This window comes from Tenacibaculum sp. Cn5-46, from assembly GCF_022347705.1.
GTDB classification, from domain to species: Bacteria; Bacteroidota; Bacteroidia; order Flavobacteriales; family Flavobacteriaceae; genus Polaribacter; species Polaribacter aiptasiae.
Genome location: NZ_JAKRGD010000006.1, coordinates 262,660 through 275,864 on the forward strand (window position 1 = coordinate 262,660; position 13,205 = coordinate 275,864).

The following is a 13,205-nucleotide window of genomic DNA, read 5'->3' on the forward strand; positions in this document are numbered from 1 at the left end:
AAACAGTATTAGAAACACTGTCATTATAATATTTTTAAATATTATTTTAAGGTCCTTCTGGTGCAACCATACAAACCCATCCACATCCTGGAGCATAAATCCATGGACTTATACAATTTACTGCTGTCGTTCTATATTTATAACATCCCTGTCCATTTGGGCCATTATCTTCCTCACCTTCCGTTCCTCCATTAATTGATTTTTGCTCGACTTTATTCAGAGCTTTACCTAAATTTAAAATTGATTTTTTCATTTTAAATAATGTATAAAATTGATTAAATCCTCGATCATTTAAAGACACTCAAGGTTTGTGTCTATTCTTCGCGAAAGAATATTTTATTTGACAATATTTCTAAGTTGATAGAAAAAGCGCTCTATCAAACGTAAATCTTCGGTTACAATATTTGCAGTTCCTTTCATTTCTTGTCTGAAAGCTATTTTTTTATCATAAGTTGTTTTTAAGTCCTGAGGTAAGTTTACATCTATTAAATAGTTTCCTTGTTCGTCAGGTATTGGAGATATTGAATTGATAGTTCCATTTAATTCTCCAAACTCATCCGATGGATAGTTTAATAGTTTGATTTGAACCTTTTGACCTTTTTTTATTTTTCCTGAATTCGCAGCAGGAGCTTTTATCTTTCCTATAAACGAGTTGTCTTCTGTAGGAATTACAATAAAAATTAATTCTCCTGTTTTTACTGTTTGATTTTTATTCCAAAATGATAAAAAAGATACTTTTCCATTGATAGAAGAAGTTAATGCATATTGTTTCTCCCAATCTCTTATAGCCTTTTTTAAATGCAAGAATGATTGAATTGCCTTGTTCTTTAAACGGATGTCGTTTTGTGTTTTCTTTATAGAGGTTCCTTGTAAGTTTTTTGCCGAATTACTAATCAATTCTCTAATTTGTGATATGGAAGTCTCTAAACCTTTATAAGCTTTTTCTGATAGTAAATAATCTACTTCTTTTTGTTCTTTTTCTTTAGCAGAAATTACTCCTTCTTCGTATAAACCTTTACTTCTTTCAAGGTCTTTTTTTTGGATTTCTAATTTCTTTTGATCTATTTTCTTTTGAGATATTAAAGTTGCTAATCTACCTTTTGCTTCTATTAATGAAGTTGTATTGGCAAAACTTTCAGATTTGAAAGGTGTTAGTTTTTCATTTAAAAGATATTCTGTATAATCGTTTTGAAATTGAGAAAAGCTACTTGTAATGTCACCTAATAGTAGAGGAGGAAGATCTTCAATAGGAAAAGAAAATTTGTCCTTGTCTCTATTAATAGTATCTACAGTGTTTTTTAATAATAAAACATCTTTATAAGAAGCGCTATTTTCGATTACAGCTAGCACTTCATTTTTAGAAACATTTTTTCCTTCATTAGCTAAAAACACTTCAAATTGTCCTGTTGATTTAGCATATATTTTTTCAGGAGGAAATGATGTAGTAACCATAACCTCTGAGGTAATTACATCAGGGTATTTTACAAACCATGAGATGAATAAAAGCATAAGAATTAATGTTAAAAACAAAGTGTTTCCCCAACGTATCATCCAATTGGGGACTTGGCTTAATATTTCTTGTACTTCTTCACTACGAATTTCTATGTCTTCTATTTCTCTTGGCATATTTTATTATTTATTTTTTAAAGAGGTGTTTAAAAAAACACCTCTCATAAATTTATTCAATTAATGGGATTATAATCCACAAGGGTTTTCCCAAAAAATTCCAGGGACACAAACACCTGCACCTGCATTACATACATATCCATAAGATGAATTATGTGGAAAATTGCAACAATCACTATCTGTATTACATCTTTGAGTTTTGAAACCTCCACTAACTAATTTTTGTTCAGCTTTATTTAAAGCTACTCCTATTTTTAAAATTGATTTTTTCATATTTATTTTATTAATAATTTATAAAAGTATATCGTCACTTATACAACCAATATGAACTCTAACACACCCCATAGCGCCAGGATAATTAATTAATTGATCACATGGCAAACAACCAGGTACAGGTCCAAAACAAAGACTTCTTGGAAATTGATTGCAATCAACAAATCCTCCTCCATTAATTCGTTTTTGTTCTATTTTATTTAAAGATTTACCTAAATTTAAAATTGTTTTTTTCATAATTATCTTCTATGATTAAGCAACAATTTATACTGGATCTACTGGTCCTTGATCTCCACCTCCATTACTACCTCCTCCGGTATTTCCTCCTCCTGTATTACAGCTACAATTAAGTGGTTTCCAATAGTTTTGTTGTATATAAGGATCTGCACACCATTCAAAACATGGTCCATAAAATTGTTGTCCTCCATTGATAGATTTCTGCTCTGCTCTATTTAAAGCTTTACCAACATTTAAAATTGAGTTTTTCATTTTAAAATAATTTATAAAATTGATTAAAACCCTTGATCATTTAAAGACACTCAAGGTTTATGTCTACTCTTCGCGAAAGAATATTTATAGCTATTTTAGGTTTAAACTATGTTGAAATAATAAAACCTAAAACTTACTATTAATTAACAATATTGAGCAATACACTCTCCCATACAAACACCATATACCATTCTATCACCTCCACTATTTGCTATACAATAACTTTGACAGTCAAAACAATTAACACCTCCATTAATTTCTTTCTGTTCTTTTTTATCTAAAAGTTTACCTAAGTTTACTATTGAGTTTTTCATTATAATTCTGATTTTAATTTGATTAACTCCTAGCTATTGAAATACTAGGAGTTTTTTATCTAGAAAGGACAGGGATCTGTTTCGTAAGGACAAAATTTAAAGTTAGACCAGCAATTGCAAGTGCCATCGCTACACCATTCTACACACTGTGTTCCTTCACTTCCCTTTATTCTTTTAAGCTCTGTTTTACACAAAGATTTTCCTAAACTTAATATTGAGTTTTTCATTTTTTATAGATTTTTCTTTGCTAAAATTTTACTGTTATTACTATGCTAGTTTATTAATTACAGAACTTTCTATAATCGCTTCCTAACATACATAAACCTACATATGGAGCATTTTTACAACATCCCATTTCTCGGGGGCAATCTGAATGACTAAAACAAGCAATTGCCACTCCTCCATTGATCATTTTTTGCTCTAATTTATTTAAAGCTTTCCCTAAGTTTAATATTGAGTTTTTCATTTTTTATAATTTAATAGTATTAATTATGGATTATAACAAACATATAAGTAACCTGTTTGCATATTAATTTTAAATAGAATATTTCACAATATTCTTTCTTCTCTATTCAATTATACAAACCCTCTTAAAGAAGTTATACTTCTTTTAATAATTATAAAGAATAGCATAAAGGTGGATATGGTAATCCTCCTAGAAAACCTGGGTACCCTGGACACATACTTACTCCATCACAAGGAGCATGTCCAACTAGGATTGGAGCTCCCCAAGGATCAGTAGGATCTGAAATCATGCAATCTCCTTGTGATGCAGTTCCATTTCCTCCGTTAATTAATTTTTGATTTGCTTTACTTAAGGCTTTTCCTAAGTTTAAAATTGATTTTTTCATTTTTAAATAATTTAAAAAATTGATTAAACCTTTGATCATTTATAGACATTCAAAGACTATGTCTTTTATTCTTTGCGAGAGAATATTTTTTAAAGTTCAAAACAACCATTATCAAGATTCACGCAAGATGCTGCTCCTGGATAATTTCCTATTTGGTTACATGGTTTACAATAAGGATCGTTATCAGCAAAACAAAGATTGATTCTTGCATAATAATCGCAATTGCTATTACCTCCTTTAATTAATTGTTGTTCTACTTTTCCGAGAATTACTCCCACTTTTAAAAGATTCTTTTTCATTTTATAATGATTTAAATTAATTAAACCCTTGATCATTTATAGACACCAAGGAGTATGTCTATTTCTCGCGAGAAAACGCTGGTTGATTTATAATTCAGAGTAAACTTTAACTAAGTTCATATAAAAGTTAACCTTAAAAAACTTTTATCCTTTTTAAATTATTCGCAACACAAACCATTGATAGGACCGGCTTGTGAAAAACATCTAAAAGGAAATCCAGGGTTATTAGAAACATATGAACAAGAACCATCAGAGTACACTATATAATCAGATGAACAAGGACATTCATTTCCAAACATTCCTCCGTTAATTGCTTTTTGATCAGCTTTATTTAAAGCTTTTCCTAAGTTTAAAATTGATTTTTTCATTTTTAAATAATTAAAAAATTGATTAAATCCTTGATCATTTAAAGACACTCAAGGTTTGTGTCTATTCCTCGCGAGAGAATATCTTTATATAATGTTATTTACCTAAGTCTAGTTGGTTTTTAACTAAGTGGTAATAGCTTCCTTTTAATTTGATAAGTTCTTCATGTGAACCTTTTTCTATAATATTTCCTTTGTCTAATACAACTATTTGATGTGCATTTTTTACTGTACTTAATCTGTGAGCAATTACTACAGCTGTTTTATTAGCAAAGAAGGTGTTTAACTTTTCCATAATCACTTTTTCATTATTAGCATCTAAAGCTGAAGTTGCTTCATCAAAGAATAAAAACTTCGGATTTTTGTATACCGATCGTGCAATTAATAAACGTTGCTTTTGCCCTGTACTTAATCCATTTCCTTCACTACCTATTTTGGTATTGTATCCTAAAGGAAGTCCTTCTATATAATCTGAAATATTGGCTACATCAATGGCGTGAGCTAACTTTTCTTTATCTACATAATCTTCTCCTACAGCAATGTTTTTGGCAATAGAATCATTAAAAATGTATCCTTCTTGCATAACCACTCCTGAATTTCTTCTCCATTCCTTTTGTGAGATGTTCTTTAGATTGAAGTTATTAATCATAATATCTCCTTTGTCTACTTGATAAAACCCAAGTAATAATTTCATTAGTGTTGTTTTCCCACTTCCACTAACTCCAACAATAGCGGTGGTTTTATTCGCTGGTATTTCTAGTGATAAATCTTTAAGTACAGGTTCTAATCCGCCTGTATATCTGAAAGAGATATTTTTTAATGTAATAGCTGCATTGTTTGGAATATTAGTTACTTTCTCATCATTTGGATTTTCTTCATCTTCCATGTTGTGAATTTCTCCTAATCGATCAACTGATATTTGTGCATCTTGTACATCCCTCATAAAGTTAATTAGTTGAGTAATTGGTCCATTTAATTGTCCTACGATATAACTAATGGCCATCATCATACCCAAACTTATTTGACCATCGATTACTAGTTTTGCTGATAAAACTGTGATGAACATATTTTTAAGTTCGTTGATAAAGTTAGACCCCACACTTTGTGTTTGCTCTAAGGCTAAACTCTTGGTAGCTACTTTAAATAAACGAGCTTGTACATATTCCCAATTCCAACGCATACGTCTTTCAGCATTATGAAGTTTAATCTCCTGCATTCCATTGATAAGTTCAATCACTTTACTTTGTTCCTGACTTACTTGTGAAAAACGTTTGTAGTCTAATTCTTTTCGTTTTTTGAAAAAGAAAAGTACCCATCCAAAATATAAAACACTTCCTAGTACAAAAACTCCAAATATTTGCAAGCTATAATATCCAAGTACTAAACTGAATATAATTAGGTTGAAAAAAGAGAATAATACGGTTAATGACGATGTAGTTAAGATTCTCTCAATACGTTTATGATCGTTGATTCTTTGTAATAAATCCCCAGTCATTCTTACATCAAAATAAGAAATAGGTAATTTCATTAGTTTGATAAAGAAATCGGATATCAAAGAGATATTGATTCTGGTACTTAAGTGTAGTAAAATCCAACTTCGAATAATTTCTAAAGAGGCCTTTCCTATGAATAGGAATAGTTGAGCAAATAGAATAAGGTAAACAAAATTTAAATCTTGATTTTCAATACCAACATCAACAATACTTTGTGTTAAAAACGGTAGGATTAATTGTAATAAACTTCCAGCTAACAATCCTATAATTAGCTGTACAATAAATTTTTTGTATTTGAACAAGTATTTGAATATGAAAGAGAATCCAAATTTTTCGTCTTCCTCAAATTCTTCGCTATAAAACTTAGGAGTAGGTTCTACTAGTAGAACAATTCCTTCTTCAGTGTTTTCATCAGCATTATTACCTATCCAATGTTGTATGAACTCTTCTTTAGTAAAAGTAATGAGTCCATGGGCAGGATCGGATATATAAACGGTATCTTTTTTTATTTTATAAAGTACTACATAATGGTTTTTATTCCAATGTACAATACAAGGTAATGGTGCTTCTAATAATTTATTATAAGCAAGTTTTACCCCTAAAGATTTAAAACCTATAGATTCAACAGCTTCACTTAAACCTAATAAACTACTACCTTCTCTAGTGGTTTCGCTTAAGCTTCTTAACTGTTGTGTGTTAATTGTTTTACCATAGTGTTTAGCTATGATTTTAATACATGTTGGCCCACAATCCTTGGCCTCGGTTTGTTTATAGTTTGGAAATTTTTTCAAGCAAAAATATTTTAATTAAAAAGAGATAAGAATAGTTCTTATCTCTTCTTTACATTATTGGTTCCAAGCATAAATACATACTCCATTTACGCATTCTGAAGGACCAGGAAAAACGTTGCAATCTGAAGCGCTATTACAAGGATCTAATTCTCCATTACCTCCTTTAATAATTTGTTGTTCCGCTTTATTTAAAGTCTTTCCTAAATTTAAAATTTGTTTTTTCATAACTAAGTGTTTTTAAGATTAATAATATTTTTTGTTTATATACAACATCCACTCGCGGGGTGGTATTGACATCCAGAAATATAAGTACCGCCACAACTTGCGTTATTTTGGGCTAAATGACTTGTAGTACAACATTGCATTGCTGGATCACAGCATTTAAATGGTTTTATTTTCCATCCACCTTCTATACTCTTTTGTTCACTTTTATTTAAAGCTTTCCCTAAATTTAAAATTTGTTTTTTCATGGTTAGTGTGTTTTAAATTTAAAAGCAAATGCAGTTAGCTGAAGTTCCATAACCCCAAGCATTAGGTCTCCATATACCTCCTGTATCACCACATTCACTTGGTGTACAACATCTTTTATCTCCAGAATTCACCAAACATTTAAACTTAATTGGTGAAATAATTGGATTACCTCCGAAGATTTCTTTTTGACTTTCTTTGTTTAAAGCCTTTCCTATATTTAAAACTGATTTTTTCATTTATCTTAATTTTTTATTCATTAATTATATAGTTTAAAACTTTAGCCTATACAACAAGTATCAAACTCATTAACACAAAATCTATCTGGAACACAATTTCCTCCTCCGTTATTTCCTCCTCCAGTATTTCCACCTCCAGTAGAACCACTACTTACACAAACATAACCCTGACAATGAGTTCCTGCTGGGCAATCTCCATTTGCGTCACAGAAACCTAAAGGTCCATTTCCTCCATTAATCTTCTTTTGAGCTTCTTTACCTAAAGCTTTTCCGATATTTAAAATTGATTTTTTCATTTATTTTAATTTTTTATTAGTAAGCCATTACACAGCAATTATTTCTACAAAAAGTTGGTGCTCCCGGTAAAATAGTATTCACACAAGCTCCACAATTACTTACATAGTACATTGCAAAACCGTTACATGATTGTCCAAATCCTCCATTAATTTTCTTTTGGGCTTCTTTGTCTAGAGCCTTACCGATATTTAAAATTGAGTTTTTCATTATTAAAAAGGTATTAACTGACAATAAAATTCAGAACAATGCCTACCTGAATCTTCGCATATACCATCATGGTTTCTATCACATTGTTTTCTACCTCCATTAATAGTTTGTTGTTCCGCTTTATTTAAAGCTTTCCCTAGATTTAAGATTGATTTTTTCATAATTAATATTTAAAGAATTACTTTTGCGGCGAACATTTAAAGACACTCACCTTTGTGTCTATTCTTCGCGAGAGAATTTTGTTCTAATTCAAAGCCCTTTTTTAGGGCTTTGCTTTTTTAAGTTGTTTCTATGATACCGTTTTCAATGGTATAACAACTTGACTATTTTCTTCTAAGTCTTCTATAAAGAAGATTAAATCTGTTCTGTTGTATTCTTTTGGAAACGATTTTCCATTGATTAAAATTTCTGGAGTAAAATTGATTGCATTCTCCTTACACCAAACATTCTCTTTTTCTAATTCAGCAATATAGGTTGTAGCATCTGTACACGTTCCCCATTTTTGAATCCATACAGAAGGCTTTTCTCCACTGTAAATCTCGTCCATTGCTTGTAAACACTGTGGTGCTCCTTGTATATTATAAATTTCAAGTAAACGACTTGTGATTTTTACCACATCACTAGTGTTGTCTTTAGTACTGATATTGAAACGGATGATTATTTTTACATTATTTTGATACCTGTTTAAAATAGCATCTACATGTTCATGTACAGGCTTACAATGTCCACAAAAAGGATTGGTAACAATTACGATTTCTAATCTTGAATTTGGGTTTCCAAAAACAATTTCTTTGCTATCGTTTAATCGGGTGTTTAATTGTGGTGCTTTTTGTAATAAACTCTCAAATAAGGTATAGTTTCTTTTGAACTTTACATTTTCAATCTTCTCCTTTTTTAATTGATTCACATCAGTGATTAAAGGCTTTATGTAGAACCAAGTTAACCAAGTAGCTACCGCTACAAAACCAAATAGTACAAGGTCTGTAAGTATAAAATTACTGATGTAAGTATTAGTTAACACAGGAGCCAAAGCTTGTAACCATAGCACTCCAACTATAGTTAAACATAATAAACACCATTTTTTTACTACTGCATATTGATAGTATATTGAATATAATGTAACTGGAATAGCTATTAAACTTATAGTATATGAAATAACAGGATTTGTTATTTGAAGGAATGTTAAACTCGTTAACCCAATAAAATATAGAATACTAAAATCACTTAATTTATATCCTTTAATAATCTCAGCTCCTTTAGAAGTTAAAACAGCATCACAGTCCTTTTTGTCATCAGCTCCAGAACAAAAAGCATCACCAATAGAGGTTTTTAAACCTAGCTCTTGTTTTACAATAGCAATACTAGTTACCAATCCTACAACAGAAAGTAATAAATAAGCAACTGTATATAAAGAAGGTGTACTTTGATAAACCATAAACAGTGCTAACAATGATAAAGCTCCTAGTGCAAGAACGCTTGTTATATTTGAAGATGTTTTAGCAGAAGTACTTTCTTCTGTTTTTTCAACAGCAACAATAATTCCTGTAAACTTTTGAAGAAAATCACTTTCTGAAAGTTTTTCTTTTTTATTATCTGAATCATACAAGGTATAATCCAGTTTTTTTCTTTCAACAACAATTAAGTCTTTACCTTTTTCTGTAGTTACTTGTGCTATAAAGCAATCGGGTAATTGTAATAAGGTTTCTGTATTAACAGGTACATCGGCAGCAACATTTTCTATATTGAAGTGATCTAAAACACCAGTTATAGCATGTAAACTTGGATAAGAAGGATGACTTTGGATTTGAAATGATAATTCTTCTTTATCAAATGATATGCGATTTTTTTGTAATAATCTCTGTACTAAATTGATTAATGTGTCTTTCAAAAGTTAAATTTTTTAGAGTAGCTATTTTTAGTTCTCTCCAAAGCTATTTTTAAACCTTCAAAAAAACCTCTAAAAAACCATAAAAAAAGTAAGGTTTTACCTTACTTTTTATTATTTTATATAACTCCTATCTCTCTCGCCTTCAATATTAACTCTCTGTCTCCCTTGTTTTTAACACCAAAAACCTTACGCAATTGACGCTTTCTCTTTTCAATGCTTGCAACAGAAAGAGGTATATAGTTTGGTAAGTCTTTCATTCTTGAACCTATGGACAATTCATACAATATTTTCCTATCCATAGAATCTAATAAATATTCATTTGAAATCTTTTTTCTCAACAATTTTAAAACAGTCCTACTGTAATAAGGTGTTTCACTTACCACAGAGGCTATAGCCTCTTGGAAACTATCAGAAGTTAAATCTTTTTTTATTAAAAACCCTTCTGGGTTTAAATTTTTAAAAATACTATGCACCATGTAATTATCGTTACATGAAGTTGATACAATCAATTTAGTTGTGGGTAGTAGTTTTCTAACTAAAATTCCAAAATCTAAACCCGATAATATTCTTTTATCTTCTGTAGGTGGAAGTTTTAACTCTAAGATAATAAAGTCTAAATATGACTCTGTTTCTATTATTCTTTTAACAACATCAAACGCTCCTTCATAATTATAGGCTACATCGATATTGAACAAGTAAATCTCGGTATCTTTAAAAGGAGTTAATATTTCTTTGTACTTTTCACATATAAGCGGACAACTATCTACAATCAGTGTAGATTTTTTCTCTTTTTCCATAATAATATAGTTTCGGGGGATCTAATTTCATAATAGACTAATAATATTCTATTAACTAACTCATAACTTTAATTTTACGACTTGAAAGTTATAGAAAGAATTTCACTTATACAAAAAAGCATAAAATAAACCTTCAAAAAAATTCTTTATATTTAACAAAAAAAGAAAAAGCTATGTTAGTAAAAGTCTATGGAAGTGCTGTTTTTGGCATTGATGCTACAATGATAATTGTTGAAGTAAATATTGACAAAGGAATTGGTTATCATCTAGTTGGCCTACCTGATAATGCTGTACGCGAAAGTTCTTATCGAATTTCAGCTGCACTTCATAATAATGGTTATAAATTTCCTGGTAAAAAAATTATAGTTAACATGGCTCCTGCTGATATTCGAAAAGAAGGTGCTGCCTACGATTTAACTTTAGCTATAGGAATACTAGCTGCTTCAAACCAAATACAATTTGAAGATATAGATAAGTATGTTATTATGGGAGAACTTTCTTTAGACGGAAGTTTACAACCTATAAAAGGAGCCTTACCAATTGCAATTAAAGCTAGAGAAGAAGGTTTTAAATATTTTATTTTACCTCAAGAAAATGCAAAGGAAGCTGCTATTGTTGATGGCATTGAAGTTTTTGGTGTAAATAATATCATGGAAGTGATTCATCACTTCAACGGTATTGAACAGTTAAAAACTACTTGCATTAATACTCAAGCTGAGTTTGATAATCGAGCAGATACTTCTGAATTTGATTTTTCTGATGTAAAAGGACAAGAAAGTATTAAAAGATGTATGGAAATTGCAGCAGCTGGTGGGCATAATATTATTTTAATTGGACCTCCAGGAGCTGGAAAAACAATGTTAGCTAAAAGGCTTCCATCCATATTACCACCCATGACTTTACAGGAAGCATTAGAAACAACAAAAATTCATTCTGTAGTTGGTAAAATAAAGAATTCTGGACTTCAATATAATCGCCCATTTAGGTCACCTCATCATAGTTGCTCTGATATTGCTCTTATCGGTGGTGGAAATAATTTACCGCAACCAGGAGAAATATCGTTAGCACATAATGGTGTTCTGTTTTTAGATGAATTACCTGAATTTAAACGTGGTGTTTTAGAAGTAATGAGACAACCACTAGAAGATAGAGAAGTAACCATATCTAGAGCTCGATTTACTGTAAATTACCCTAGTAGTTTTATGCTTGTTGCTAGTATGAACCCTAGTCCTTCCGGATATTTCAATGATGGAAATTCTCCTGCAAACTCATCTCCTGCAGAAATGCAACGTTATTTAAGTAAAATTTCTGGGCCTTTATTAGATCGAATTGATATTCATATTGAAGTAACCCCTGTACCTTTTAAAAAACTATCAGAAGATACAAAGAGTGAGACAAGTATTGAAATTAGAAAAAGAGTTGTTAGAGCTAGAGAAATTCAAACTAAACGATTTTCTTCTTTTGACACCATCCATTACAATGCTCAAATGAATGCAAAGCAAATTCGTAAATTTTGTAAATTATCAGACGAAAGTAATGAACTACTAAAAAGAGCTATGGAAAAACTAAATCTTTCCGCTAGAGCTTATGATAGAATTTTAAAAGTTTCTCGCACTATTGCCGATTTGGCTTTATCCAATGATATTCAATCACATCATATTTCAGAAGCTATCCAATATAGAAGCTTAGATAGAGAAGGTTGGTTAGGATAATTTAGTATTTACGGTTACTCTAAATTTAAAATTAGTAATTTAGTGCGCTACAAACCTTAAATTAAACTTAACAACTAATGAAAAAAATAGTTTTTTTAATAGCTATGACAGTAGCTATGATTTCTTGTAAAAAAGAACCAAACAATTTTGTTACTTTTTCAGGAAAAATCACTAATAAAAACTCTGATTCTATATTAATTTCTAATCCTCAATTAAAATTTAATCGCACTATTAAAGTTGATGATCAAGGAATATTTAAAGACACTATGAATGTTGAAGATGGATTTTACCGCCTTTTTGATGGAAAAAAAGCTACTGCTTTATATTTAAAAAATGGAGCTGTAATTAACATGACTTTAAATGGTAATGAGTTTTATGAAAGTATTGCTTATACAGGTGAAGGAGCATCAGAAAGTAGTTTTTTAGCTAAATCTACTTTATTAGAACAAGAGCTTTTTAAAAATCAAGCACTTTTTAATTTACCTCAAGAAGAATTTGACACTAAAATAAATGCTTTTGTTGACGCTTTCAATAAGAGAATTAAAGAAACTAAATTAGATTCTGCTTTTGTTGCAGCTCAAGAGAAAAACATCAAAGGTTTAACTCAATATGTAAACAAAACTCATGCTAATAATATGTATGTAGCGACTAAATTAGCCAAAGGGGCTGATTCTCCTAAATTTGTAGACTATGAAAACTACAAAGGAGGTACTACTTCTTTAGATGATTTAAAAGGAAAATATGTTTATATAGATATGTGGGCTACTTGGTGCCCTCCTTGTAAAAAAGAAATACCTTTCTTACAAAAAGTTGAAAAACAATATCATAATAAAAATATTCAATTTGTAAGTATTTCTGTTGATAGTGAAAAAGATTATCAAACATGGAAAAACATGGTTGCTGATAAAAACCTATCAGGTATTCAATTATACGCAAAAAAAGACAAATCTTTTGCTAACGCTTACAGAGTGAATAGTATTCCTCGTTTTATTTTAATTGATCCTCAAGGAAAGATTGTAACTGCAAATGCTCCTAGACCATCTAATCCTAAATTAATTGAATTATTTACATCTTTAAATATTTAATTCAAGATTAT

At 30.1% G+C, this 13,205-nt stretch carries 21 protein-coding genes; 2 read left to right on the forward strand and 19 right to left on the reverse strand.

Going from position 1 to position 13,205, the window contains the following annotated elements; all coding sequences use genetic code 11:
• Positions 1-46 precede the first annotated feature (46 nt).
• From MHN29_RS13815 to MHN29_RS13905, 19 genes are all read right to left on the reverse strand, one after another.
• Positions 47-253 carry a hypothetical protein gene (locus tag MHN29_RS13815; protein ID WP_235275139.1) on the reverse strand — a complete coding sequence of 69 codons (207 nt, stop codon included), beginning with the start codon at positions 251-253 and terminating at the stop codon, positions 47-49.
• Positions 254-336: 83 nt separating this feature from the next.
• The gene (locus tag MHN29_RS13820) at positions 337-1,626 is read right to left on the reverse strand and encodes an HlyD family secretion protein (protein ID WP_235275140.1); all 1,290 of its coding nucleotides are present in this window, start codon (positions 1,624-1,626) and stop codon (positions 337-339) included.
• Positions 1,627-1,695: 69 nt separating this feature from the next.
• Complete coding sequence (locus MHN29_RS13825) at positions 1,696-1,899, reverse strand: hypothetical protein (RefSeq protein WP_235275141.1); 204 nt, start codon at positions 1,897-1,899, stop codon at positions 1,696-1,698.
• Between the two features lie 18 nt (positions 1,900-1,917).
• Complete coding sequence (locus MHN29_RS13830; protein ID WP_235275142.1) at positions 1,918-2,136, reverse strand: hypothetical protein; 219 nt, start codon at positions 2,134-2,136, stop codon at positions 1,918-1,920.
• 27 nt (positions 2,137-2,163) lie between these two features.
• Positions 2,164-2,388, reverse strand: a complete 225-nt coding sequence (locus tag MHN29_RS13835) for a hypothetical protein (protein WP_235275143.1) — start codon at positions 2,386-2,388, stop codon at positions 2,164-2,166.
• 143 nt (positions 2,389-2,531) lie between these two features.
• Positions 2,532-2,702: a hypothetical protein gene (locus tag MHN29_RS13840; protein ID WP_235275144.1), complete on the reverse strand. Its 171-nt coding sequence runs from the start codon at positions 2,700-2,702 to the stop codon at positions 2,532-2,534.
• Positions 2,703-2,982: 280 nt separating this feature from the next.
• A complete protein-coding gene (locus MHN29_RS13845; RefSeq protein ID WP_235275145.1) occupies positions 2,983-3,168 on the reverse strand; it encodes a hypothetical protein in 186 nt (61 codons plus the stop codon).
• Between the two features lie 151 nt (positions 3,169-3,319).
• Positions 3,320-3,553 (reverse strand): hypothetical protein, encoded by a 234-nt coding sequence (locus tag MHN29_RS13850; protein WP_235275146.1) that lies wholly within the window; start codon positions 3,551-3,553, stop codon positions 3,320-3,322.
• Positions 3,554-3,642: 89 nt separating this feature from the next.
• Positions 3,643-3,852: a hypothetical protein gene (locus MHN29_RS13855; protein ID WP_235275147.1), complete on the reverse strand. Its 210-nt coding sequence runs from the start codon at positions 3,850-3,852 to the stop codon at positions 3,643-3,645.
• Positions 3,853-4,010: 158 nt separating this feature from the next.
• Positions 4,011-4,220 carry a hypothetical protein gene (locus tag MHN29_RS13860; RefSeq protein WP_235275148.1) on the reverse strand — a complete coding sequence of 70 codons (210 nt, stop codon included), beginning with the start codon at positions 4,218-4,220 and terminating at the stop codon, positions 4,011-4,013.
• Positions 4,221-4,314: 94 nt separating this feature from the next.
• Positions 4,315-6,501 (reverse strand): peptidase domain-containing ABC transporter, encoded by a 2,187-nt coding sequence (locus MHN29_RS13865; RefSeq protein ID WP_235275149.1) that lies wholly within the window; start codon positions 6,499-6,501, stop codon positions 4,315-4,317.
• 54 nt (positions 6,502-6,555) lie between these two features.
• Positions 6,556-6,726 (reverse strand): hypothetical protein, encoded by a 171-nt coding sequence (locus MHN29_RS13870; protein WP_235275150.1) that lies wholly within the window; start codon positions 6,724-6,726, stop codon positions 6,556-6,558.
• A gap of 35 nt (positions 6,727-6,761) precedes the next feature.
• The gene (locus MHN29_RS13875; protein ID WP_235275151.1) at positions 6,762-6,971 is read right to left on the reverse strand and encodes a hypothetical protein; all 210 of its coding nucleotides are present in this window, start codon (positions 6,969-6,971) and stop codon (positions 6,762-6,764) included.
• Between the two features lie 18 nt (positions 6,972-6,989).
• A complete protein-coding gene (locus MHN29_RS13880; protein WP_235275152.1) occupies positions 6,990-7,208 on the reverse strand; it encodes a hypothetical protein in 219 nt (72 codons plus the stop codon).
• 41 nt (positions 7,209-7,249) lie between these two features.
• A complete protein-coding gene (locus MHN29_RS13885) occupies positions 7,250-7,504 on the reverse strand; it encodes a hypothetical protein (protein ID WP_235275153.1) in 255 nt (84 codons plus the stop codon).
• Positions 7,505-7,520: 16 nt separating this feature from the next.
• Entirely contained in the window at positions 7,521-7,712 is a 192-nt protein-coding gene (locus tag MHN29_RS13890) for a hypothetical protein (protein WP_235275154.1), read from the reverse strand.
• A gap of 2 nt (positions 7,713-7,714) precedes the next feature.
• Positions 7,715-7,873, reverse strand: coding sequence for a hypothetical protein (locus MHN29_RS13895; RefSeq protein ID WP_235275155.1), 159 nt, complete (start codon positions 7,871-7,873; stop codon positions 7,715-7,717).
• Positions 7,874-8,001: 128 nt separating this feature from the next.
• Positions 8,002-9,600 carry a vitamin K epoxide reductase family protein gene (locus MHN29_RS13900; protein ID WP_235275156.1) on the reverse strand — a complete coding sequence of 533 codons (1,599 nt, stop codon included), beginning with the start codon at positions 9,598-9,600 and terminating at the stop codon, positions 8,002-8,004.
• Between the two features lie 116 nt (positions 9,601-9,716).
• Entirely contained in the window at positions 9,717-10,397 is a 681-nt protein-coding gene (locus tag MHN29_RS13905) for a DNA-binding response regulator (RefSeq protein ID WP_235275157.1), read from the reverse strand.
• Positions 10,398-10,570: 173 nt separating this feature from the next.
• Between MHN29_RS13905 and MHN29_RS13910 the strand changes: the two genes are divergently transcribed.
• Entirely contained in the window at positions 10,571-12,109 is a 1,539-nt protein-coding gene (locus MHN29_RS13910; protein ID WP_235275158.1) for a YifB family Mg chelatase-like AAA ATPase, read from the forward strand.
• Between the two features lie 77 nt (positions 12,110-12,186).
• Positions 12,187-13,194: a TlpA disulfide reductase family protein gene (locus MHN29_RS13915; protein WP_235275159.1), complete on the forward strand. Its 1,008-nt coding sequence runs from the start codon at positions 12,187-12,189 to the stop codon at positions 13,192-13,194.
• The last annotated feature ends 11 nt before the right edge of the window (positions 13,195-13,205 follow it).

Bases quoted from the DNA above. Each gene is read 5' to 3' on its own strand.
- MHN29_RS13815 (WP_235275139.1), bottom strand. From the start codon at position 253: ATGAAAAAATCAATTTTAAATTTAGGTAAAGCTCTGAATAAAGTCGAG.
- MHN29_RS13820 (WP_235275140.1), bottom strand. From the start codon at position 1,626: ATGCCAAGAGAAATAGAAGACATAGAAATTCGTAGTGAAGAAGTACAA.
- MHN29_RS13825 (WP_235275141.1), bottom strand. From the start codon at position 1,899: ATGAAAAAATCAATTTTAAAAATAGGAGTAGCTTTAAATAAAGCTGAA.
- MHN29_RS13830 (WP_235275142.1), bottom strand. From the start codon at position 2,136: ATGAAAAAAACAATTTTAAATTTAGGTAAATCTTTAAATAAAATAGAA.
- MHN29_RS13835 (WP_235275143.1), bottom strand. From the start codon at position 2,388: ATGAAAAACTCAATTTTAAATGTTGGTAAAGCTTTAAATAGAGCAGAG.
- MHN29_RS13840 (WP_235275144.1), bottom strand. From the start codon at position 2,702: ATGAAAAACTCAATAGTAAACTTAGGTAAACTTTTAGATAAAAAAGAA.
- MHN29_RS13845 (WP_235275145.1), bottom strand. From the start codon at position 3,168: ATGAAAAACTCAATATTAAACTTAGGGAAAGCTTTAAATAAATTAGAG.
- MHN29_RS13850 (WP_235275146.1), bottom strand. From the start codon at position 3,553: ATGAAAAAATCAATTTTAAACTTAGGAAAAGCCTTAAGTAAAGCAAAT.
- MHN29_RS13855 (WP_235275147.1), bottom strand. From the start codon at position 3,852: ATGAAAAAGAATCTTTTAAAAGTGGGAGTAATTCTCGGAAAAGTAGAA.
- MHN29_RS13860 (WP_235275148.1), bottom strand. From the start codon at position 4,220: ATGAAAAAATCAATTTTAAACTTAGGAAAAGCTTTAAATAAAGCTGAT.
- MHN29_RS13870 (WP_235275150.1), bottom strand. From the start codon at position 6,726: ATGAAAAAACAAATTTTAAATTTAGGAAAGACTTTAAATAAAGCGGAA.
- MHN29_RS13875 (WP_235275151.1), bottom strand. From the start codon at position 6,971: ATGAAAAAACAAATTTTAAATTTAGGGAAAGCTTTAAATAAAAGTGAA.
- MHN29_RS13880 (WP_235275152.1), bottom strand. From the start codon at position 7,208: ATGAAAAAATCAGTTTTAAATATAGGAAAGGCTTTAAACAAAGAAAGT.
- MHN29_RS13885 (WP_235275153.1), bottom strand. From the start codon at position 7,504: ATGAAAAAATCAATTTTAAATATCGGAAAAGCTTTAGGTAAAGAAGCT.
- MHN29_RS13890 (WP_235275154.1), bottom strand. From the start codon at position 7,712: ATGAAAAACTCAATTTTAAATATCGGTAAGGCTCTAGACAAAGAAGCC.
- MHN29_RS13895 (WP_235275155.1), bottom strand. From the start codon at position 7,873: ATGAAAAAATCAATCTTAAATCTAGGGAAAGCTTTAAATAAAGCGGAA.
- MHN29_RS13905 (WP_235275157.1), bottom strand. From the start codon at position 10,397: ATGGAAAAAGAGAAAAAATCTACACTGATTGTAGATAGTTGTCCGCTT.
- MHN29_RS13910 (WP_235275158.1), top strand. From the start codon at position 10,571: ATGTTAGTAAAAGTCTATGGAAGTGCTGTTTTTGGCATTGATGCTACA.
- MHN29_RS13915 (WP_235275159.1), top strand. From the start codon at position 12,187: ATGAAAAAAATAGTTTTTTTAATAGCTATGACAGTAGCTATGATTTCT.